This is a genomic window from Yoonia sp. R2331 (genome assembly GCF_041103235.1).
Lineage (GTDB): Bacteria > Pseudomonadota > Alphaproteobacteria > Rhodobacterales > Rhodobacteraceae > CANMYO01.
The window spans coordinates 2,667,259-2,688,879 of the sequence record NZ_JBGCUN010000001.1; the positions used below are offsets into that span (position 1 = coordinate 2,667,259).

Here is a 21,621-nt window from a genome sequence, read left to right on the forward strand (position 1 = left end):
TTACCCTTGCAGGGCTTCCCACATTTCAATGTCGCGTTTGTCCGTCCAGATGCGCGGGTGGGCGATCCCGCGCGCCTCGTCGTAGGCACGGGACACGTTGAATGGCAGGCAATGTTCATAGATCGCGTAATCTTTGAACTTCGGGTCACATTCGGCCCGCACCGCTTCCCACGCCTCCTTAAGAGAGCCGCCCGCCACCGCGACCTTTGCGGCAGGCCGATAGGTGCTGTCGACAAAATCACGTGTGGATTCAATGGCCCGCTCGCAGGCATCTTTGCCAATCAGTGCGCCGCCGCGCCCCGGCGCGATGGCATCTGCATCATAGGCTTTGATTTTGTCGAGCGTATTGCCCCAATCCGCAAAATGGCCGTCGCCGCAATAACAAGCCGAATGGTCTTCGACGATGTCGCCGGTGAAAAGCACGTTCTGATCCGGAACATGGATCACCGCGTCTCCGGCGGTATGCGCACGCCCGATCTGTTTTATATCTACGCGGCGATTGCCCAGATAGACTGTCATGCTGTCGTTGAACGTGGTCGTCGGATAGGTCAGGCCGGGGATGCTCTCATGACCCTCGAACAGGCGCGGGAAGCGTTGGAACTCGCTGTCCCAATCCTCTTGGCCCCGCTCCATCACCATAGAGCGCGCCGCATCGGACATGATGATCTGGCTTGCACCAAAGGCCGATGCGCCCAGCACGCGGACGGCGTGGTAGTGGGTAAGCACCACATGGGTGATGGGTTTGTCCGTGACCCCCCGTACCTTTTCAATCACCTTTTTGGCCAAGCGCGGCGTGGCCTGCGCTTCTACGATCATGACGCTGTCGTCACCGATAATGACGCCTGAATTTGGATCCCCCTCGGCGGTAAAGGCCCAAAGTCCCTCTCCGATCTCGTCAAAGGTGATCTTTTTCTCAGACATGTCCCCTTGGGACGCAAAAGCCTTTGCCATGATGGTTATCCTTTAATTGGGTCGTCGTGGGCGGGCAGAACGGTGCCGATGCAGGCACCAAACCCTATTGTGTAACCGTCGCCTTTGGCCGCGCCATGCAGGCCAAGGGTGTCGCCATCTTCGATGAAGCTGCGCGTGCCGGAAGCGGTCTCAAACGGCTCCTTCCCGCCCCAGCTCAGTTCCAGCAGCGATCCGCGGTTTTCACGCTCCCGGCCCGAGATCGTGCCGGATCCCAACAGGTCCCCCGTCCGCATCGGACAGCCTGATGTCGTGTGGTGGGCGAGTTGTTGTGCCGCAGAATAATACATCTCTTTGTAGTTGGTGCGGATGATCGTCTCGCCGTTCAGCGTTACGGTAAGCGGGATGTCATAAAGCATCGGACCGGTGTCGCGCAGATGTGGCAAAAGCTCTTTCTCTCGCACCGGGGTGGCGCAGCGGAACGGCTCAAGTGCTGCCTTGGTGACGATCCACGGGCTTATGGTCGTTGCCGTCGCTTTGGCCTGAAACGGTCCAAGAGGTTGATATTCCCACGCCTGGATATCCCGCGCCGACCAATCGTTTAGAAGCACATAGCCAAAGATATTGGCATCCGCCTGATCCACACTGATCGGACCATTGGATGCAGCCCCGACAATGGCCCCCATCTCAAGCTCAATATCGAACCGCGCGGACGGAGCCCATCGCGGGGCGTCATCGTTCGGCCCCTTGAGTTGCCCCCAAGGGCGGCGGATATCGGTGCCGGAAACCACGACAGAGGACGCACGCCCGTTGTAACCAATGGGGATGTGCAGCCAATTTGGGGGCAGCGCATTTTCTGCGCCCCTGAACATGGTGCCCACGTTTGTGGCGTGGTGCTTGCCCGCGTAAAAGTCGGTGAACTCCGTTACGCTAAAGGGCATGTGCAGTGTCACGTCGGCCTGTGGCACCAGCGCCTCGTTCCGCTCTGGCGCACCAATCGAGAGCATTTGCGTCAGCGCCGCCCTCAGCGCCGCCCAAACCTCGGGGCTTTGTTCCATGACCCCGTTCCAACCGCGTGGATCTTCCAGCAGCGACTTTGAAATGGGCAAATCATTTGCCACACGGGCGACGTCAAGAATGCGGTCGCCGATGGCCACCCCCAGTCTTCGCGGACCATCGCCATCAGAAAAGACACCGTAAGGCAGGTTATTGAGGGGAAAAGGTGTCTCGGCTGAATTGGCCGAGGCCACCCAAGATTTTTGAAGTGTCATGTTGCATCCATTTGGTTTTCGGGTCGGGCTGCGTCGAAAGCCGGCAAGTCGAGGCATCTTTGTTCGATATCAAGAAGGCGGGGTGTAGCCGACAGATCAAATTTCCAGCGGTGTGCATTATATAGCTGTGCAACAAGGCAGATGTCGGCCAGCGTTGGTTGATCGCCAAAGGCGAAGGGCGTGGCAGGTTCAATCAGCGCAGCAAACGCGGCAAACCCATGGACCATCCAATGCTGCATCCAAGGCAGCCCCTCTTCCGGTCCGGCAATGTCTTTAATCTGGGTCACTACCTTGAGGTTGTTGACCGGGTGCACATCGGTCGCAATGACCATTGCCGCCGCCATGATCCGCGCGCGCAGCAGCGGGTCATTCTTTGGCAGCAAGGGCGGTTCTGGCTCCAGATGATCCAGATAGTCGAGGATCGCCATGGATTGTGTCAGCACCGCGCCGTCTTCCAACACCAGGGTCGGCACGCCCTGGATCGGGTTCAGCGCGACGTAGTCGGGCGCGCGCTGCGCACCTGCAACCAGATCGACCGGGCGGGATTGATATTCAATCCCCTTCATCGCCAATGCGATGCGCACCCGATAGGACGTCGTGGACCGCCAATATGTGTGAAGGATCAACATGTCACTTCTTGCCCGGTGAACCGTCGAATTTCTTTTCGATGTCACCCCAACAGTCGATGTAGTCGTCCTGAAGCGGGGCTTCGGTCGCAGCGAAGTGGGTCAAATGCTGCGGGAACCGGGTTTCGAACATGAACGACATTGTGCGTTCCAACTTATGCGGCCCAAGGTTGGCGTTTGACGCCTTTTCAAATGCCTCGCGGTCGGGGCCATGTGGCAGCATCATGTTGTGCAGACTCATCCCGCCGGGTACGAACCCCTGAGGCTTGGCGTCATATTCGCCATAGATGTTGCCCATCAGTTCCGACATGACGTTCTTATGGTACCAGGGCGGGCGGAATGTGTCCTCGGCCACCATCCAACGCTCACGGAACAGAACAAAGTCGATGTTCGCCGTTCCTGGCTGACCCGAAGGCGCGGTCAGGACCGTGAAGATGGATGGATCAGGGTGGTCGAACAGGATCGCGCCTACCGGGCAAAATGTCTTCAGATCGTATTTGCAAGGCGCGTAGTTGCCGTGCCAGGCCACGATATCAAGCGGCGAATGGCCGATCTTGGTCTGATGGAACTGGCCGCACCATTTGACTGTGACGGTCGATGGCACCTCGCGATCTTCAAACGCCGCAACGGGGGTTTTGAAGTCGCGCGGGTTGGCCAGCGCGTTTGCGCCGATGGGTCCACGATCCGGCAGGTCGAATTTCTGGCCATAGTTTTCGCAGACGAAACCACGACACGGGCCATCAAGGACCTCGACCCTATAAACAAGACCACGCGGAATAATCGCAATTTCCTGAGGGGCCACATCCAGAACGCCCAGTTCGGTCGCGAACCGCAGCGTGCCTTCTTGTGGTACGATCAGCAATTCGGAATCGGCGGAATAGAAATAGGCGTCTACCATGCTTTCGTTCACAAGGTAGATGTGGCTTGCCATGCCGGTTTGCGTGTTCACATCGCCCGCCGTGGTCATGGTGTGCATGCCCGTCAGCCACGTCAGCGGCGCGTCGGTTTGTGGCACCGGATCCCAGCGATACTGACCCAAAGAGATCACGTCGTCCTTCACATGCGGCGCAGTTTTCCAATACGGAAGGTCGATCTTCTCAAAGCGATGGCTATGTTTAACCGACGGCCGGATGCGGTAACACCAAGTGCGCTCTGGCATTGGCTGCGTAAAGGCCGTGCCGGAAAGCTGTTCGCCATAAAGCCCGTAGTTACATTTCTGCGGGCTGTTCATGCCCTGTGGCAAAGCCCCTGGCAGGGCCTCCGTTTCAAAGTCATTACCCCAACCCGGCATGTAACCTTCATGCGTGCCCACAATCGAAGGCGCGCGCTTGAGGCCAGAAATCTCAGTCGTTTGTTGCATTACCCGGTCCTTTCAATTGAAACCAATTTATAGTTGGCTTTGTAACTAACAAGGCATAAAGTTACATTTATGACTAATATTTCCGATTACGATCTGCGGGACTTCACGCCATACCTGCTGAACCTCGCATCCGAGACAACGAGCCTCGCGTTTCAACAGCACTACCGGGACACTTACGGGATGTTGCGCACGGAATGGCGGGTTCTGTTTCACCTCGGTCAATATGGCCCACAGCTCGCGCGGGATATCTGTAACCGGGCCCGGCTGCACAAAACAAAGGTTAGCCGCGCAGTTCGTGCGCTTGAACTAAAACGATATCTGCGCCGAAGCGAAGATTCCAAGGACCGCAGGCAAGAGCTGCTGGAATTGACGCCCATGGGCCGCAGTGTGTTTGCTGAACTTCGCCAGGCCGCGCAGAAATTCGATGAGAACCTTGTTGCGCAATTCACCCCGGAAGAGCGCGCGACCCTTAAGCAATGCCTCGCGCGGATCGCTGACCTGTAGACCGTCATCGGGGCGCAACGGCCATCCACGCCGTCTTCATGTGGGACACCTGATCAAGCGCCCGCAAAGACCGGTCATACCCGTATCCCGATTGTTTTACGCCGCCCATCGGGACGGTCACATCCGTGCCGCCATAGGTGTTGACGTGGACAACCCCGGCCTGCAAATCTCTCACCATCCGGTTGGCACGATCAAAATTGGACGTCCAGACCCCCGCAGCCAATCCAAGGTCTGAGTCATTTGCCAACGCAATGGCCTCGGCTTCGGTGTCAAACGTTGTGACTGTTAAGACGGGGCCAAACACCTCATCGCGAAAAATCGCGTCACTTGGGCGAACGTCATCGAAAATCGTAGGCGCCATATAAGATCCCGCGTCGTGCAGGCTGTGGCCGCCGGTCACCAGTCTGACCCCAGCGGCTTGTGCAGCGGCCACATGATCAAGGTTGCGCTTGAGTTGGTCGTGCGAATGAACCGCCCCAATATCGTTGGCAGGATCCAGCGGATCACCGATGCGCAGGCTTTCGGCCATGGCAACTAACCTGTCCAGAACCTCGGTCTTGATGCCCGACTGCACCAACAATCTGGACCCGGCGACACAGGTTTGCCCCGAATTGCGAAAGATCGCACCGATGGCAGCTTTGCAGGTCGCTTCGATGTCAGATGTATCATCGAAGATGACGTTTGGGGATTTGCCACCAAGCTCAAGATACACGGGCTTCAGGTTCGACTGCGCAGACGCCATCAAAAGCTGCCGCCCGGTGCCCCCGGACCCAGTGAAGAGCAATGCATCAACGTCATCGTGGCCAGCCAGCGCAGCCCCCGCTTCGTGTCCATGACCAGTGACCACGTTGAAGACACCGGAGGGAAGACCGGCCTCCAGCGCCAGTGTCGCGATCCGCAACAGGCTGAGGGACGCGCTTTCGGACGGTTTCAGCACAACCGAATTCCCCATCGCTAGCGCAGGCCCGATTTTCCACGCCCCGATCATCAAAGGAAAGTTCCAAGGCGTCAGGACGCCGATCACTCCGATTGGCTGCCGGTGGATCAGACCCAGCCGATCGTCAGCTGAGGGCGCGATTTCACCGCCGACCTTGTCGATTGCTTCCGCGTAATAACGGATGGTTTGGGCACATGACGCGGGCTCTGCTTTCAACGCCATTGCGAGTTCGGTGCCGTTGTCACGTACCCCAAGCACGGCCAAAGGCAGCGCCTCAGCATCAATCAGATCCGCCCAGCGCAGCAAAACCGCTTTGCGTTGTGCAAGGGGCATCTTCCGCCACCGACCATCGGCGTAAGCAGCGCGCGCTGCAATCACAGCTGCGTCAACGTCTCGCACTTGCGTTGCGGGAATCGTCGTGATTGGCGCACCGTCGATAGGTGATGTGACGGTGATTCTGTCGTCTGTTGTCTGATGCCTCCCATCAATCAGGTTTGACTGATCGGAAACCTCAACAGACCTCAGAATTTTTATTTCGTTCAAATCCAGCATGTTAGCCCACCTTCGCACAGGATCGTGAGGTTGTTTTTAAATTGTTTTGTTGCAAATGGAATATTTTTATTTCAAATGCAACTAAATTACGTTTGAGCGGACGGGAGGACGCGCAGCGATGGACACAGGCCTCATTCACCCACTTCAACCCGATGGCGACGAAGCATTTCTCGGCGGAAAAGGTCTGCGCCTTGGTGAGTTGATCGGCATGGGCTGCAACGTCCCCAAGGGCTTTACCGTAAAGGCTGTTGCGCTCGACCAGTTGATCGAAGGCACGACCCTTGGCGATCAAATCAACACTGTTCTGGATGGTCTAGACGCCGCCGATGATGCCGCCTGCAATGCCGCTGCTGCCCAAATCTCCGCAGCGATCTGCGGTGCGACCCTACCTGCTGCGATGCGCGCTGCCTTCACACAGGCCTACGATCAGCTTTGTTATGACACGCGCACGCTTAGCCTGCAGGTGGCCGTGCGGTCATCCGCAGTTGGTGAAGACGCCAAAGACGCAAGCTTTGCCGGACAATTTGAAACATTCCTTGGGGTTGCGGGCCATGATGCCCTGATCACGCATATCAAAAAGGTATGGGCCAGTTTGTACAACGCCCGCGCCATCGGCTACCGCGCCCGCAATGATTTGGGCCGCCACGGCCGCATGGCTGTTGTTGTTCTGGAACTGGTCAATGCGCGTGCCGCTGGCGTTGCCTTTTCCGCAGACCCGCTGACGGGCAAGCGGGACCGGATCGTCATCGAAGGCAACTGGGGGTTTGGCGAATCCGTTGTGCAAGGTGTCGTGACCCCGGACCGCGCCATCGTTGATAAAACGGACCTGCGGGTGCTGGATGTCGCCGTCACCGAAAAGGTCATCGTATCTGTCTTTGACGCGGCCAAAGGGCTGGTTGTTGAAGTGCCCACACCGGATCTGTTCCGGCATGGTCGCGTGTTGAATGATGAGGAAATCAAAGCCATCGCTGCGGCGGTGCGCAGCGTCGAAGAAAACGTCGCGGGGCCGATTGATGTCGAATGGGTGATCCCGGCGCACCGCGCGGTGGGGGACCCGCCGGTTCTGGTTCAGGTGCGCCCGATCACCACATTGGGCCAAGAGCCTGCGCCCGAACCTGCCCCCGCCTGGAACCCTGCCGCATACGCCGGCAAATATGCGTTTGGCGTCAAGGGATGACGCGCTGCTTTGACTATGTGATTGTGGGGGCCGGATCCTCTGGGGCAACGCTAGCCGCGCGACTAAGCGAAGACCCATCTGTTAGCGTTTGCTTGATCGAAGCGGGGCCGCGCGACACACATCCCGCCATTTCGATCCCACTAGGGCTGATCTGGTTATCAAAGCACCCAAAACTGAACTGGCTCTATACATCGACCGCGCAAGAGGGTCTTGGCGGGCGACAGGTCTCTGTTCCACGTGGCAAGGTTTTGGGCGGGTCGTCTTCGATTAATGGGATGATCTACATCCGTGGTCAGGCTGCTGACTATGATGGGTGGGCGGCGCAAGGATGCGCTGGCTGGTCTTTTGACGACGTGCTGCCGTATTTCATGCGATCGGAAGGCAATTCGGCCCCCGGCGTTGACCCGACGTTTCATGGGTCGGATGGACCGCTGTCCGTGCAACGCCTGACAGACCCCAGTCCAATGAACGATGTCTTTATCGAAGCTGCCGGTCAGTTGCAGTATCGCCAGACGCGTGACTTCAACGGCGCGGATCAGGAAGGCGTTGGTGTCTATCAGGTCACGCAGTCCGGTGGGTCCCGCATGAGCACCGCCCATGCGTTTCTCAAAAACACCCAAACGCGCCCGAACCTGCATATTGAAACGGATGCTGTGGTCAGTGAGGTCGTCATGTCCGAAGCGACGGCTCAGGCGGTTCGTTTGAAACGGAACGACGGCCAGACCGAAGACATTGAAGCGCGGATCGAGATTATCCTCAGCGCGGGTGCCATCGGATCGCCAGAACTTCTGTTACGGTCCGGAATCGGACCCGGCCCGCACCTTCGCGCCTGCGGAATTGCGGTTCATACTGCGCTTCCCGGCGTAGGCGCCAACCTGCAAGACCACGTCGACTGTATGGTCATCTGCGAAAGCACATCGCGCACGCCATATGGGATTTCAATGGCCGGCCTGCCGCGTTTGTCCTGGGAAGGGCTGCGCTATGTCTTTGGCCGCCGCGGTATGTTGAGCTCCAATATGGTCGAAGGCGGCGGGTTCATCCGCTCTGCACCGGATCAGGATCAGCCTGATCTGCAGTTCCACTTTATCCCCGGCCGCAAAAGTCACCGTGGCAAGATGCTGGAATGGGGTCATGGTGTGTCGCTGCACACTTGCGTCTTGCGCCCGAAAAGCCGGGGGTCCCTAACGCTGGACCCATCCCGGGTTGATGGCGATCCACTGATTGATCTGGGGCTATTGCGCCACGAAGACGACCTGCGACTGCTGACCAAAGGCGTTGGTATTGCACGTGAAATTCTGCGCCAGGACCCGTTCAAACCCCACGGCCTGACAGAGATTTTGCCAGGGAAGGCAGTAGACGACGACGACCTTGAAAGCTTTGTGCGTGCCAATGCGCGCACCGTTTATCATCCCGTTGGCACCTGTGCGATGGGCACCGGCCCCGATGCTGTGACGGACCCAAACCTGCGGGTCCATGGGGTTCAGAACCTGCGGGTCGTGGACGCATCCATCATGCCAACAATTGTCAGCGGCAACACCAACGCCCCCGCCATCATGATTGCCGAAAAGGCTGCAGACCTCATCGCGACCGACCGTCGCGCAAGGACGAAAGCAGCGTGAAGATCATCAAAGTTTAGGAGGAACTTGATCTATGAAAACCTTGTACATTGCCCCGCTTGCGCTGGTCTCGGCGCTGCAGTTCATACCAAATGCCGCTCAGGCAGAGGCCCATGCGATGTGCGGCTCGGGAGAGCCTGCAACAGGTGAACCAATCAAGATTGGTGCCATTGTCGGTCAAACCGGCCCCGCCGACTTTTCGACAGCATCCACTGCTGCCGCAGCCCTTTTTGACTGCGTCAATGCAAATGGCGGCATTGATGGACAGCCAATTGAATACATCGTCGAAGACGACGCCTGGAACCCTGAGAATGCTGCTAACGCGGCTGCTAAGCTGGTGACGGACGAGGGTGTCGTGGCGATGGCAGGATCCACGTCCTTTGTTGAATGTGGCACCAACGCGAATTTCTACGCTGAAAACGGTGTCGGCGTGATTGCCGGTGTCGGCGTCCCCCGCGAGTGCTTCTTTTCGGAAAACATCGCACCGATGAACATGGGGCCACGCCTGTCCACGCTGGGTGCCGCGATCGATGCGTTTGAAAACGACGGCGCGCGCAGCTTTGTGTGCATGGCGCCGAATATCCCCAATGTGGGTGGCTGGTTCTGCGATGGTCTGGCGGCATGGGGCGCAGACAAGGGTGTCGAGGTTTTCAACGTCCTGCACGATCCTGCCACGCTTGACCCGACATCTTTGGTCTTGCAGGCGATGTCCACGGGTGCCGATGCGATCATCGTCGCGGAACCCGCCCCTGCAGCCATTCCGATTTTCAACGCCGCCGAAGATCAGGATCTTCTGGAGGACGCGATCTGGCTAGGTCCAACGTCAATCTATGACAGTGCGTTCCCTGCCGCTGTGGGCGACTACTGGGCCGGCAGCATTCGGGCACATATTGAGTTCAACGCGCTCGACAGCACAGGTGAAGACAACCAGGCATGGATCGCCGTGATGGATGAATTTGCCGATGGCGACGCCCGTCGTGACAGCTTCAGCCAGGCCGGTTTCCTCGCGGCCAAGACAATGGTCACCGTGCTGCGCAACATCGAAGGCGACATCACCCGTGAAGCGGTTCTCGATGGTCTGAAAACGATGGAACCCATCGAAAGTGACCTGCTGTGCGCGCCATGGGCCTTTGGTCCCGGCGCACGTCACAACGCCAACACAGATGGCCGCATGGCGACGATGACGGCGGACGGCTGGGACGTGTCCCGTGACTGCTTCCGCTCTGACGACCCGGAACTGGCTGACTTAAGCCAATAAGCCTGATCGCGTAAAGCGGAGGACGACATGCCCGAACTGACACCATTCCTTGTGACTGGATTTGCCCTTGGCGCAGTTTATGCGCTGGCAGGTCTGGGGCTTGTCGTCCTTTACCGCGCAACCGGAGAGTTGAACTTCGCCTTCGGTGCCGTTGCGGCAGTGTCTGCCATGGTGACCTGGCAGATGCACGAATTCGGTCTGCACATCTGGCTCGCCTGCCTTGTGGGCATCGCAGCCGCAACGGCGGTGTCTGCCGCCTATGGTGTCATTGTCTCGGCCCATGTCGCCAAAAGAACCGACGTCGTCAAAGCGGTCGCGACACTCGGGCTGGCCCTGATCCTGTTGGGGCTCGCCTACTTTATCTGGGGCGATACGCCTCGCCGTTTGCGCCTGCCGCTGCGCGAATTGAACACCGAAGTCCTTGGTGTCCGCATCACCGGTGTCCGCATCGTTGCGATGGGCTTCTGTCTGGCCGCCGCCGTCGGTGTGACACTTCTGCTGACCCGCACACGGCTGGGACTGCAGATGCGTGCGCTGGCGGACACCCGCGATCTCTCGGCCCTGATCGGCATTGATGTCGAACGGGTCACCCTTTTTGCTTGGATCGGTTCCGGCGTCTTGGCCGGTGTTGCGGGTATTCTGCTGGGCAGCTTGGTCCGACTGGACCCCGGCGTGCTGACCTTCATGGTGGTCCCTTCGCTTGCAGCCGCCATTCTCGGTGGCCTGCGCTCGCTGTGGCTGACGCTGCTGGGTGGTCTTGTCATCGGCATGCTCGAGGCTGTCGCGACACCATTTCAATCCATTGCCCCCTACCGTTCGTTGGCCCCCTTCGTTGTGGCCATTGCGATCCTGATGATCCTGCCCGCCGCGGCCTTCAGATCAGAAAGGGCCAGCTGATGAGTTTGCTTGACATGACATCCTCTGCCACCACGCAATCGTCTCACACGCGCGGCACTTTTTTGCACCGATTGTGGCGCGACAATCCCGGCGTGATCATCGCCCTTGCCCTGTTTGTAATCATCGTTCCGTTTCTGCCGTCTTATTGGGTGCGCGTCTTTACCTCGATGATGGCCGTGGCCGCCGCTGCCCAAGGTGTCGCCGTGCTGCACGAACGGCTGGGGCATGTGTCGCTGGCGGGCATTGCGCTTATGGCCGTTGGTGGCTGGGTGTCACTGCGGTTCGCCCATGCCTTTGGTCTACCGTTCGAGGTGAACCTGATCGTGGCTGCCGTCGGCTCAGGTGTCGTTGGTGCTGTGCTTGGCCTGCCGGGGATCCGGCACAAGGGCCTGATCTTTGCGTTGGTCACACTGATGTTTGCGGCAGGTTTGCATGTCGTCGTCAGCTCTATCGGCTTCCCTGATGGCGGGTCCGGCTTCTGGGGCCGCGTGGATGGCAGCCGGGAACGTCAGATGATGCAACGCCCTGCCCTCGCACAGTCAGACCGCGCCTATTTCATCTATGCGACGATCATCGTGGCCTTTGCCTTTGCCGCCACCTATGCAGTCCTGCGGTCCAGCGCGGGGCGCGCCTGGGCGATGATCCGGGCAGGCGATACTGTAGCAAAATCCGCAGGCGTCAAGATCGGCGCTGCCCGGTTCAAGGCCTTTGGCCTAGCAGGCGCGCTGTCGGGCATTGGCGGCACACTTATGGCCGGGTCCATCGGTCAGCTGGACGGGCGCAGCTTCGACGCGCTGCAATCGCTGTTGTTGTACGGTCTGGTGATCGTGGCCGGGCCGTGGTCCTTGGCTGCCGCCTTGATCGCCGCATTTCTTTATCGTGTGTTTCCAGCCCTCTTGGACAGCTGGGGCATCGACGGGGATGTCGCGATGATCATTTTCGGCATTGCGCTGATCCACGCGATTGTCAGCGCGCCGCGTGGCATCGCGGGGCAGTTGCAAGACCTGTTCAGCGCAGTTGGCACCAAGCTGAAAGGGTCCAAAGATGATTGAATTATCTGACATCACCGTATCATTTGGCGGTGTAAAACCCATCGTAGATCTGAACCTGACGTTGGACGGCAATATCCAAGGACTCATTGGTCCCAATGGCGCAGGCAAAACCACGCTCTTGAATGTGCTGTCGGGGTTCGTTGTACCTGTCGCGGGCGCCATTCGGATGTTTGATCAGGACTTTGGCCCGGTCCGCGCAGAAGATCGGCTAAAGCATGGCATCACGCGGTCCTTCCAGACGCCGCAGGTCGCAACGGATTTGAGCGTTGCGGAAAATGTGCTTGTCACCCTCGACAGCCTGCACCTGCCACGGGCAGAGGCGCAGGTACGGTTGGAAGAGACGCTTACCCTTCTGGGGCTGAGCGCGCAGGCTGACAAGATGGGCAGTGCGCTGGATGGCTTTAGCCTGCGCATGGTCGAAATTGCCCGCTGTCTGGCGGCCAAACCCCGCCTGATCATGCTGGATGAACCAGCCGCCGGACTGGCCGCGGACGAACGCGCCCAGTTGATGACACTGTTGCGCAAGCTGCCAGACATGGACGCACAAGTCCTGATCATCGACCACGACTTCGACCTGATTGGCGACCTTTGCGACCGCGTGGCGGTGCTGGATTTCGGGACGCTCGTGGCCGCTGGCCCAACGCGCGAGACTTTGGCCAATCCAAAGGTCCGCGCCGCCTATCTGGGTGAGTTCGAAAAGGAGGACGCCGCATGAGCCAACCCAATCTGACCATCGCGGGCCTTTGTGTTGAGCGCGGCGCGCAACGGGTACTTGATGACGTGTCGCTTTCTGTGGCGCCGGGCGAAATCCTTGCTCTGCTGGGGCCAAACGGCGCGGGGAAAAGTACGCTTGTGTCCACAATTGCCGGTGAAATCGCCCCGGCTGCGGGCACGATTGCACTTTCTGACGACTCCTTGATCGGGCGCAAACCGCAACACATTCGCCGCGTAGGCGTTGCCGCGGTCCCCGAAGGTCACCGCGTACTGACGACCCTGTCGGTTGAGGATAACCTCCATGCGGCTGCCGCCTTCTTACCGCGCAAAGCCGCGTCAGAGGCTTACGATCATGCGTTGAATATCTTCCCGGAACTGCGGGAAAAACTCTCCTTGCCTGCGGGTCACTTATCCGGGGGGCAGCAGCAAATGTTGTCTTTGGCGCAAGCCCTTATGACCAAACCGAAATTCGTTCTGGCAGATGAGATGTCCTTTGGTCTGGCGCCTGTCATCGTGCGCCGCCTGATTCCGCTATTGAAACGCGTGGCAGATCAGGGCGTCGGTATCCTGTTGATCGAACAATACACCGCCATGGCCCTCGAAATCGCCGACCGCGTGGCCGTTCTAAGCCGGGGGCGCGTCATAGCCGAGGACGGCGTCGCCCGCTTCCGCGACGACCCCGACGCGATCCGAAACCTTTACATCGACACCGAAGCGGCCTGAACCAGGCCAACAGGAGACACCCATGTCCACAATCATCTCAATCGACGAATTCGTGAAAGACCCCGGTTACCCCGGCATGGAAAAGCGATTTTTCAACAGCCCCTGGATCGCAGAGCCTGTGTCGAAATTCCGCGAAGAAGACGTCGAACGGTTCTGGTTTCTCGACTTCCACTGGCCCAAGGGCACCACGCCCCTTGGGATGAGCTTCTTTGAAGACGGCTACGCCTTCGCCACACAACAGGCCGCAACGACCCTGCCTTTGCCCCCGTCCAACGGGCTGGCCGTGCGGTTCGGCGGCGTGCATGTGTTCGGCGGTGAAAGCCCCCTGAAAAGTGCTTGGGAACCGGGCTTTCGCGGCATGCGCATCGGCAATGATCTGGGCGGCATTCTCGAAAGGTTCAACGATACGTGGGCCAAGCGCGAGGCAGAGTTGAAAGCCGGGTTCTCTCATTTTCGCGATTTTGACACAGCAGGCGCCAGCCTGACTGATTTGGCGCAATTCGCCAATGACGCGCGGTCGTTCCAAAAGTTCGCGTGGGTCACGCATTTTGGTCTGATGTATCCGCTATTGGCGAACTACGCCGGTTTCTATGGCCTGTGCGCAGAGCTCGGCGTGGAGCCGGGTGAGATCGCCAAATTCTTGCAAGGCGAGAAGACCAAGATCATCGACACCGACGTCGCGCTTTGGAACCTCACCAAACGCGCGAAAGAGCTGGGCGTGGCAGGTCATGTCACCGGCACACCGGCGCAAATGCGCACGGCAATGGACGGTGCAGGCCCCAACGGCGCTGCATGGCTGGCCGACTATGATGCTTTCCTTACCGAATGGGGCTGGCGGTGCACAGGCATTGCCGACCCGCTTGAAAAGCCGTGGATCGAGGATCAGCAACCGGTCGTCGGCCTGCTTGAAACCTTCCTGCAGAAAGCCGGTGCGCATGATTTCGATGGCGGTTTGGCCATGGCGGCGAAAGAGCGCGATGAAGCAGTCGAAGCCGCTCGCAGCAAATTGACCCAAAGCGAGCAAGCCGCCTTCGATCAGGCGCTGGCCGGATGCCGCATGGCCAACTTCAGCTGGTGGAACGAAGATCATAACGTCGTCATCGATATGCAGGCCACCATCCCGATGCGCCGCGCCGCCACCGCGATTGCCGAAAAGGCAGGTGCGGACAGCCCCGATGACGGGTGCTTTCTGTTTCACACGGAACTGGTCGAACTGGCCGAAGGGTCAACGAACTGGAAAGCCCTGAAATCCGTCGTAAAGGACCGACGCGATTATTACGATCACTGGAACAGCCGCCGTAAGGAAATGCCAAAGGTCGTGGGCACTGTGCCGGACAATGTGGGCGATCCAATCCTGATCGAAATCGTCGGCTTGCACGAGAAATTTCTCGCCGCCCAGCGGGGCGAAATCGGCGCCGAATTGGCAGGCATCCCCGCCTCCAAAGGGTCCGTCACTGGACCCGCAAAGGTCATGCACAACGCAGACGACCTGCATCTGTTGAACCCCGGCGATATTTTGGTGTGCGAAGGCACCGCACCGTCGTGGACGCCCGCGTTTACCAAAATCGGTGGCTGTGTCTGCGATAATGGCGGGACGTTGACCCATGCCTCTATCGTCAGCCGCGAATATGGCCTGCCTTGCGTGGTTGGCACCGGTGTCGCAACGAACGCAATTCAAACCGGGGATATCGTCACCGTCGATGGAACAAACGGCATCGTCCGCATTCAAAAGAAGGACGCAGCATGAGCCCCTCCCCCACCCTATTGCTTCTTGATTTTGGCGCGGTCATTTCAAAAACGATCTTTGAAACCCATGACCACACGGAAAATGTGCTGGGCCTCGCGCCTGGAACGCTCACGTGGCTCGGACCAATCGATCCGTCAACAGACCCGCTTTGGCGCGACATGATCGCAGACAAGATCACTGAACGAAACTATTGGGAACAGCGGGCCGCTGAAGTGGGCGCACTGATCGGAGAGCCTGACTGGCAACCTTCCGACCTTTTGCGCCGCGCCCGTGAAGGCATGACCGCAGATGCAATTACCCGGCCCGAGGCTCTGGCCTTGGTGCGCGCTGCAAAACAGAACGGCAATCGCGTTGGCATCCTGTCCAATGAACTGGCGCTGTTTTTTGGCGACAATTGGCGCGCGGAATTGCCAATTTTTGAAGAGATGGATGACGTGATTGATGCATCCTTTGGTGGCCCGCTCAAGCCTGACCCATTGGCCTATCAAGGCGCGGTGCAGGCGTTCAAGACAACCGCTGATGATATCGTCTTTGTCGATGATCAGCCACGCAATGTGACAGGTGCGCAGGATGCAGGCCTTAAAGCGGTGCAATTCGATGTGAGCAGGCCTAAGGCGTCCTTTGGTCAAGCGGCCCGCCTCTTGGATATCGAGGCGCAATACGGTAGGTATTTGCATCTCGCGGAAAGACCAAATGAAACGATCCGATCAAAAGCAAGTTGATGGACAACAGGCAAGAATCACCGGTGCAACAGCAATCAAAACCAAAAGATGACACGCAAATCCGGTTGGATGAATTCCTGCCGTTTCAGTTGGCCGTGGTGGCCAATCAGGTCAGCCAGAAGATTGCAAAGATCATCGAGAAGGATTTCAGCCTTCACATTCCAGAATGGCGCATCCTCGCGACATTGTCTTATCATGCGCCGGTGTCGTCACAGTTTCTCGTGTCTCACACGGCGATGGATCCAGCACGTGTCAGCCGGGCGCAAACTCGGTTGTCAGATTTGGGTCTGGTCAGTGTCAGGCAGGATCCGGATGATAAACGACGGGTCTTGGTCAACTTGACAGATCACGGCGCCGAAATCATCGCTGCAACATTGCCAAGTGCGCTGGAAGCAGAAAAAGACATTTTTTCAGCATTGTCACAGCACGAGTTGGACATGTTGGATAACATATTGATCAAGATCCTTGCTACGTTGCAGGCCGAGAACACCTGACACGACGAGTACGAAGCCGAACCATACCCGCGCATTTCGAAGCGCCGCGCTAAGGCATGGCAATCTAGGCTGCTTCCTCCTTGCCCATACCAACGCGGCTTCGATGAGGGCCAAAGAGGCAAGCAAGACCAAGGATGACCCCCGAGACCGTAGCGATCATGCCCGCAGCACTGACGGCGTTCGTCGCACCAAACCAGAGCGGGCCGTATCCCGCAAAGACGTATCCCAAGATGGCCGAAAGCGTTGCAAAGGCCACAGACCACCAGACCTGATGCCCCAGCGAATTCGTCATCAGACGCGCCGCCGCAGGCGGGCAGATGAACATTGCAATCACGATGATGGAACCCACCGCATCAAAAGCGGCTACGGCTGCGACGGCCGCCGTCACGACAAGCCCAAACCCAAGTGCCGAGGCCGGAATGCCAAGAGCTTCTGCAAAGCCTTCGTCAAACGTTGCGATCTTAAGCCAGCGCCAGAAAACCACCGTCAGGACAATGACAATAGCGCAGACGAATGCGATCCGGGGCAGCTCTACGGGTAGGGTGGCCAGTGCCACCGGATCAAGCAGTGACCGCCAACCTTCGGCGCGAAACCAGATGAGGGATTCCAAATTTCCCATCAACGCGTGTTCTACGTCAATATGGACCTGGCTGGTGTCGGTTTGCTCTAGGATCAGAACGCCTGCTGCAAACATCGAGGTGAAGACCACACCCATAGCCGCCCCCGGTTCAATCTTGCCCAGACGTTTGACCGCTTCGATCAGGATAACAGCGACAACAGCCGCCCCGGCAGCACCAAGCAGCATGGGAATGGCAGAGATCACGCCAGTGACAAGAAACGCCACGACGATGCCCGGCAGCACAACATGGCTGATCGCATCTCCGATCAAGGCCTGACGCCGCAAGATCAGAAAGTTGCCGGGCAATGCACAGGCGATGGCCGAAAACACGCCGATCAGGATTGGTGTCAGCGAGAATTGAACGAAATCAGCGCCCATCATGTGCCTCCCAAGGCAACAGGCCCGCCAAGCCTGCGGTCAAAATCAGCGATTTCATCAGCCGTGAAAACATCTTCGATCGGGGTCAGACCGTCATACCGGCCTGTCAGCCCAGCATCCTGATGCACTTCGCGCGCGACGTCCCAGCGTCGTTCGTCCCGCGCGATCTTGGCGGCCTGCGCGCGCCCCGTTTCGGTCGGAACACCATCGGCACGCACCAACCCCTCGCGGCGCAACAGGCGCAGCGTGTAGGCCTCTCGGATCGGATGCTGCGCGGCCAGCGCCAGTAACCCCTGACGGCGGTGGACGCGGGCCTGAAACTGCCGATGCCGGATGACCGCGGCCAGCACACCGCGCACCGGCGCAAAGAGCAGCGAAAAGACAAAAACCGCGGCCGCCACAAGCACGATGATTGGCCCAGTTGGTAATGCGGGCGCAGAGGCAGAGATGACAGCCCCCAGATATCCCGACGCCCCGCCTACGACACCCGCGATCCAGATCACATTGCCTGACCGTTCAGTCCAAAAGCGCGCTGTGACGGCAGGGATGATCAACATCGCGACAATCAGGATCAGCCCAACGAGCTTAAGACCGATTACGGTTACACCCATCACTAGACCCATCATCAAAAGGTCGATGCGGCGCACATCATAGCCCATGGCGGCAGCATAATCGCTGTCAAACGCCACCAGCGTCATCGGGCGGCGCATCAGCCATGTCGCCAGCACCGCAATCGAACCTCCAATAGCAATGACAACAGCGTCTTGGAATAGCATGCCAGCGGTTGAGCCAAGCAAGAAACCTTCCAGCCCGGCCTGTCGTCCGGCGCTCATACTCTGGATAATCGTGAGAAGAACGATACCGACGCCGAAAAAGACCCCAAGGACCGCACCAATGGCCGCATCTTCCGCCAGCCGGGTGTGCCGGACAATCCATTCGATCAACAAAAGCCCAATCCATGCCGTGATGGCCGAGCCCAAAAGAAGACCGATCAGACTGCGGCCGTCGCCACCCAGGCTGACCATGACGATAAACGCGATACCAACACCGGGCAGTGTTGCGTGGGCAACCGCATCAGAGACAAGCGCGCGTTTGCGCAGGAACAGGAACGTCCCCGACGATCCGGCCGCAAAACCCAGAAGTGCCGCACCGATGGCAACCAACGCGGCGTTATATCCCGCTTGCAAAAGCAGGGCTTCAAAGAACAGGTTCACTCAGGCGCCCCCGCCGCGGTGGACAGCTCGTCCAGATGTGTGGCCGCAAGACGACCACCGTAAGTCGCCTGCAAGTTCTCTGTCGTGAATGCGGTTGAAACCGGGCCTTCCGCTATGCGCCGCACGTTGATCAGGAACACATGATCAAAGTAATCGCGCACCGTGGAAAGATCATGGTGCACGGCGACCACGGCCTTGCCGTCGGCTTTCAGCAACTTCAGCACGTCGATGATCGCGCGCTCGGTCGCGGCATCGACACCAGCAAAGGGTTCATCCAGCAGGTAAAGATCAGCATCCTGTGCCAGCGCACGGGCCAGAAACACCCGCTGTTGCTGACCGCCAGAAAGCTGCCCGATCTGTCGCCGCGCAAAATCAGCCATGCCGACCCGCTCCAGACAATCAAGCGCGCGCGACTTCATCTGCCCGGACAACCGCCCCAACAGGCCGACCTTGCGGTAAAGGCCCATCTGCACGACATCAATCACGGTGGTCGGGAAATCCCAGTCCACGCTGGCGCGTTGCGGGACATAAGCAATGCGTTCCCGCGCGTCTTCGATGGGTTGACCGAAGACATGCACCTCCCCGGATAGCCGGGGGATCACGCCAAGTGCGGCCTTCAAAAGCGTAGATTTGCCCGCGCCATTGGGTCCAATGATTGCAGACATCGCCTTGGCGGGAAATGTGGCATCCACAGAGAACACAGCCGGTTTTTCGCCATAGGACACTGTGACGCCTCTGACTGAAAGAGGGATCGCAGTCGCAGGCAAGGCCGGGTCTGTCACCCGGCCTTCCTCGGCAATTATTTTGGGCGGTTGGTTGCGAGTCACTGACGGCTCCATCAGTTCAGCAGACCCTGCATGCCATCGTCGGGCGATGTGCCACCCAACGCGGCCGATATCGTCGTCGCATTATGGTCAATCATGCCGATATAGGTGCCCTCGTAAGTGCCGGGTTCGCCCATCGCGTCCGAGAATAATTCGCCTCCGATGACGACCTCATGACCCTCTGCCGCAGCCCCTTCGATCAACGCCTGGATATTCCTGTCCGAGACTGAGGATTCCACAAAAACGGCGCGAATATCGTTCTCGACCAGCATCGTGACCAACTCACCAATCCGCTGAAGTCCAGCTTCTGACTCCGTCGAAATCCCCTGAATGCCGACCACCTCAAAGCCATAGGCGTTGCCAAAATAGTTGAACGCATCATGGGCCGACAAAACAACGCGGCTTTCAACCGGGACCGTGGACAATACCTCGTTTGTGTAGCGGGCAAGATCGCCCAGCTGCGCGAGGTAGGTATCCGCATTCGCACTGAACGCATCTGCGTTTTCTGGATCAACGTCGATCATGGCATCGCGCACATTGACGACGACGCGCGACCACAGGTTCGGGTTCATCCACAGATGTGGATCGAACCGACCCTCATAATCTTCCGACCCCAGCAGCAGGTTCTCCGGCACCGCCTCTGCCACCGCGACCACGTTCCCGCCTTCGCCCAGTTCAATCAGGAAATCTTCCATCTGCGCTTCCAGATAAAGTCCGTTCCAAAGCACAAGATCAGCTTTGGCCAAGGCCACAATATCCGTGCGGGTCTGGCGATAGGCGTGCGGATCGACACCGGGACCCATCAGTGCCTGCACGTCAACCAGATCGCCACCGATATTGGTCACGGCATCTGCAATCATGCCGGTCGTGGCGACAACGGTCAGACGTTCCTGTGCTGCGGCCCAGCTCGCGGGCAGCGCCATGGTCACAACTGTCACCACGGCCAAAAATAGTCTTCTTGTGATCGTCATGGCTTTGCTCTCCGCACGAATCGGCTCGCTAATTGAGCACGCCCTCTTACCCTCCTGTTATTGCGAAGCATTCGCAAAGTCAATGTACTTGCGAAGCATTCGCAATTAGATCGGCCTTGCGCACCACCCGCGGTTCCACAAAGCCTGTTGATCAAACGCCGCCAGAAATGTCCGCGCCGTATCGACATCCGCCGCCTGCCATCCAATAGTGCGCCCAAGATCAAATATTGGGGGACGCGCGATGACAACAGGCCGGTTGGTTGGGAAACGAGTCTTGGTGACTGCAGCAGCGCAAGGCATTGGCCGGGCAAGCGCCTTAGCGATGGCGGCGGAAGGTGCGCAGGTCTTTGCCACAGATATCAACGCCGATGGGCTGCGTGACTTGGATGGCATGGACGCCTTTGTGATGGACGTGCGCGACGATGACAGCGTCGCCGCTGGCATGGCGCGGGCGAAACCTGATGTGCTGTTCAACTGTGCGGGGTTTGTTCACCACGGCACCATCTTGGACACGACTGACGACGAATGGGATTTTGCCTTTGACCTGAACGTGCGCTCGATGCTGCGCACGATCCGTGCGGCGCTGCCGGGGATGTTGGACCGTGGCACAGGGTCAATCATCAACATGTCGTCTGCAGTCTCCAACGTCATCGGTGTGCCGAACCGGTTTACCTACGGCACCACCAAGGCGGCTGTTGTCGGACTGACCAAATCGGTCGCCGTCGACTACATCACCAAAGGCATCCGCTGTAACTGCATCTGCCCCGGCACTGTCGAATCGCCCAGTTGGCATGACCGTGTTGCGGCCCTTGGCGAAAAGCTGGGCAGTGCCGAAAAAGCGCTAGAGCAATTTATCGAACGCCAGCCCATGGGTCGTGTGGCCAAACCAGAAGAGATTGCAGCACTTGTGGTCTATCTTGCCAGCGACGAAAGCGCATTTACCACTGGACATGCCCATGTGATCGATGGCGGCTGGTCAGGCCAATAACGGCCTCAAACACCGGGCCTGCCGCCCAGATTCAAAGACAGTAACGGCGCGTCCCTGACCGCCCTCCA

21 protein-coding genes are annotated in these 21,621 nt (G+C 58.6%); 12 read left to right on the forward strand and 9 right to left on the reverse strand.

Features of this window, described 5'->3' with window-relative positions; translation table 11 throughout:
* The 4 genes from AB3Y40_RS13710 to hmgA are packed head-to-tail and all read right to left on the reverse strand — an operon-like array spanning window position 1 to window position 4,166.
* On the reverse strand, window positions 1-951 hold the full coding sequence (locus AB3Y40_RS13710; protein ID WP_369439347.1) for an MBL fold metallo-hydrolase: 951 nt from the start codon (window positions 949-951) through the stop codon (window positions 1-3).
* A 5-nt stretch (window positions 952-956) separates the two neighbouring features.
* On the reverse strand, window positions 957-2,180 hold the full coding sequence (fahA, locus tag AB3Y40_RS13715; RefSeq protein ID WP_369439348.1) for a fumarylacetoacetase: 1,224 nt from the start codon (window positions 2,178-2,180) through the stop codon (window positions 957-959).
* Window positions 2,177-2,809: a maleylacetoacetate isomerase gene (gene maiA / locus AB3Y40_RS13720; RefSeq protein ID WP_369439349.1), complete on the reverse strand. Its 633-nt coding sequence runs from the start codon at window positions 2,807-2,809 to the stop codon at window positions 2,177-2,179. The genes fahA and maiA overlap by 4 nt, the downstream gene beginning before the upstream one ends.
* A gap of 1 nt (window position 2,810) precedes the next feature.
* On the reverse strand, window positions 2,811-4,166 hold the full coding sequence (gene hmgA, locus AB3Y40_RS13725) for a homogentisate 1,2-dioxygenase (protein WP_369439350.1): 1,356 nt from the start codon (window positions 4,164-4,166) through the stop codon (window positions 2,811-2,813).
* Window positions 4,167-4,235: 69 nt separating this feature from the next.
* On the opposite strand from hmgA, the gene AB3Y40_RS13730 reads away from it, so the two are divergent.
* Entirely contained in the window at window positions 4,236-4,670 is a 435-nt protein-coding gene (locus tag AB3Y40_RS13730; protein ID WP_369439351.1) for a MarR family winged helix-turn-helix transcriptional regulator, read from the forward strand.
* Window positions 4,671-4,674: 4 nt separating this feature from the next.
* Here the strand turns inward: AB3Y40_RS13730 and AB3Y40_RS13735 are convergent, their stop codons facing one another.
* Window positions 4,675-6,159, reverse strand: a complete 1,485-nt coding sequence (locus AB3Y40_RS13735) for an aldehyde dehydrogenase family protein (RefSeq protein WP_369439352.1) — start codon at window positions 6,157-6,159, stop codon at window positions 4,675-4,677.
* Window positions 6,160-6,277: 118 nt separating this feature from the next.
* Between AB3Y40_RS13735 and AB3Y40_RS13740 the strand changes: the two genes are divergently transcribed.
* From AB3Y40_RS13740 to AB3Y40_RS13785, 10 genes are read left to right on the forward strand one after another with little or no spacing between them, the layout of a single operon-like run.
* Window positions 6,278-7,336, forward strand: coding sequence for a PEP/pyruvate-binding domain-containing protein (locus AB3Y40_RS13740; protein WP_369439353.1), 1,059 nt, complete (start codon window positions 6,278-6,280; stop codon window positions 7,334-7,336).
* Window positions 7,333-8,955: a GMC family oxidoreductase gene (locus tag AB3Y40_RS13745; protein WP_369439354.1), complete on the forward strand. Its 1,623-nt coding sequence runs from the start codon at window positions 7,333-7,335 to the stop codon at window positions 8,953-8,955. Before AB3Y40_RS13740 ends, AB3Y40_RS13745 begins: the two co-directional genes overlap by 4 nt.
* A gap of 31 nt (window positions 8,956-8,986) precedes the next feature.
* On the forward strand, window positions 8,987-10,210 hold the full coding sequence (locus AB3Y40_RS13750; RefSeq protein ID WP_369439355.1) for an ABC transporter substrate-binding protein: 1,224 nt from the start codon (window positions 8,987-8,989) through the stop codon (window positions 10,208-10,210).
* A gap of 27 nt (window positions 10,211-10,237) precedes the next feature.
* Complete coding sequence (locus AB3Y40_RS13755; RefSeq protein ID WP_369439356.1) at window positions 10,238-11,107, forward strand: branched-chain amino acid ABC transporter permease; 870 nt, start codon at window positions 10,238-10,240, stop codon at window positions 11,105-11,107.
* Window positions 11,107-12,159 carry a branched-chain amino acid ABC transporter permease gene (locus AB3Y40_RS13760; RefSeq protein WP_369439357.1) on the forward strand — a complete coding sequence of 351 codons (1,053 nt, stop codon included), beginning with the start codon at window positions 11,107-11,109 and terminating at the stop codon, window positions 12,157-12,159. Before AB3Y40_RS13755 ends, AB3Y40_RS13760 begins: the two co-directional genes overlap by 1 nt.
* Window positions 12,152-12,874 (forward strand): ABC transporter ATP-binding protein, encoded by a 723-nt coding sequence (locus tag AB3Y40_RS13765; protein ID WP_369439358.1) that lies wholly within the window; start codon window positions 12,152-12,154, stop codon window positions 12,872-12,874. The genes AB3Y40_RS13760 and AB3Y40_RS13765 overlap by 8 nt, the downstream gene beginning before the upstream one ends.
* Complete coding sequence (locus tag AB3Y40_RS13770) at window positions 12,871-13,596, forward strand: ABC transporter ATP-binding protein (RefSeq protein ID WP_369439359.1); 726 nt, start codon at window positions 12,871-12,873, stop codon at window positions 13,594-13,596. The genes AB3Y40_RS13765 and AB3Y40_RS13770 overlap by 4 nt, the downstream gene beginning before the upstream one ends.
* A gap of 22 nt (window positions 13,597-13,618) precedes the next feature.
* Window positions 13,619-15,343 (forward strand): PEP-utilizing enzyme, encoded by a 1,725-nt coding sequence (locus tag AB3Y40_RS13775; RefSeq protein WP_369439360.1) that lies wholly within the window; start codon window positions 13,619-13,621, stop codon window positions 15,341-15,343.
* A complete protein-coding gene (locus AB3Y40_RS13780) occupies window positions 15,340-16,065 on the forward strand; it encodes an HAD-IA family hydrolase (protein ID WP_369439361.1) in 726 nt (241 codons plus the stop codon). The genes AB3Y40_RS13775 and AB3Y40_RS13780 overlap by 4 nt, the downstream gene beginning before the upstream one ends.
* On the forward strand, window positions 16,065-16,559 hold the full coding sequence (locus AB3Y40_RS13785) for a MarR family winged helix-turn-helix transcriptional regulator (RefSeq protein ID WP_369439362.1): 495 nt from the start codon (window positions 16,065-16,067) through the stop codon (window positions 16,557-16,559). Before AB3Y40_RS13780 ends, AB3Y40_RS13785 begins: the two co-directional genes overlap by 1 nt.
* A gap of 64 nt (window positions 16,560-16,623) precedes the next feature.
* Here the strand turns inward: AB3Y40_RS13785 and AB3Y40_RS13790 are convergent, their stop codons facing one another.
* From AB3Y40_RS13790 to AB3Y40_RS13805, 4 genes are read right to left on the reverse strand one after another with little or no spacing between them, the layout of a single operon-like run.
* Window positions 16,624-17,559, reverse strand: coding sequence for a metal ABC transporter permease (locus AB3Y40_RS13790; RefSeq protein ID WP_369439363.1), 936 nt, complete (start codon window positions 17,557-17,559; stop codon window positions 16,624-16,626).
* Window positions 17,556-18,764: a metal ABC transporter permease gene (locus tag AB3Y40_RS13795; RefSeq protein WP_369439654.1), complete on the reverse strand. Its 1,209-nt coding sequence runs from the start codon at window positions 18,762-18,764 to the stop codon at window positions 17,556-17,558. Before AB3Y40_RS13795 ends, AB3Y40_RS13790 begins: the two co-directional genes overlap by 4 nt.
* 2 nt (window positions 18,765-18,766) lie before the next feature.
* Entirely contained in the window at window positions 18,767-19,570 is an 804-nt protein-coding gene (locus tag AB3Y40_RS13800; RefSeq protein ID WP_369439655.1) for a metal ABC transporter ATP-binding protein, read from the reverse strand.
* Window positions 19,571-19,608: 38 nt separating this feature from the next.
* A complete protein-coding gene (locus AB3Y40_RS13805; RefSeq protein ID WP_369439364.1) occupies window positions 19,609-20,565 on the reverse strand; it encodes a metal ABC transporter solute-binding protein, Zn/Mn family in 957 nt (318 codons plus the stop codon).
* A gap of 241 nt (window positions 20,566-20,806) precedes the next feature.
* Between AB3Y40_RS13805 and AB3Y40_RS13810 the strand changes: the two genes are divergently transcribed.
* A complete protein-coding gene (locus tag AB3Y40_RS13810) occupies window positions 20,807-21,553 on the forward strand; it encodes an SDR family oxidoreductase (RefSeq protein WP_369439365.1) in 747 nt (248 codons plus the stop codon).
* Window positions 21,554-21,621: the final 68 nt, after the last annotated feature.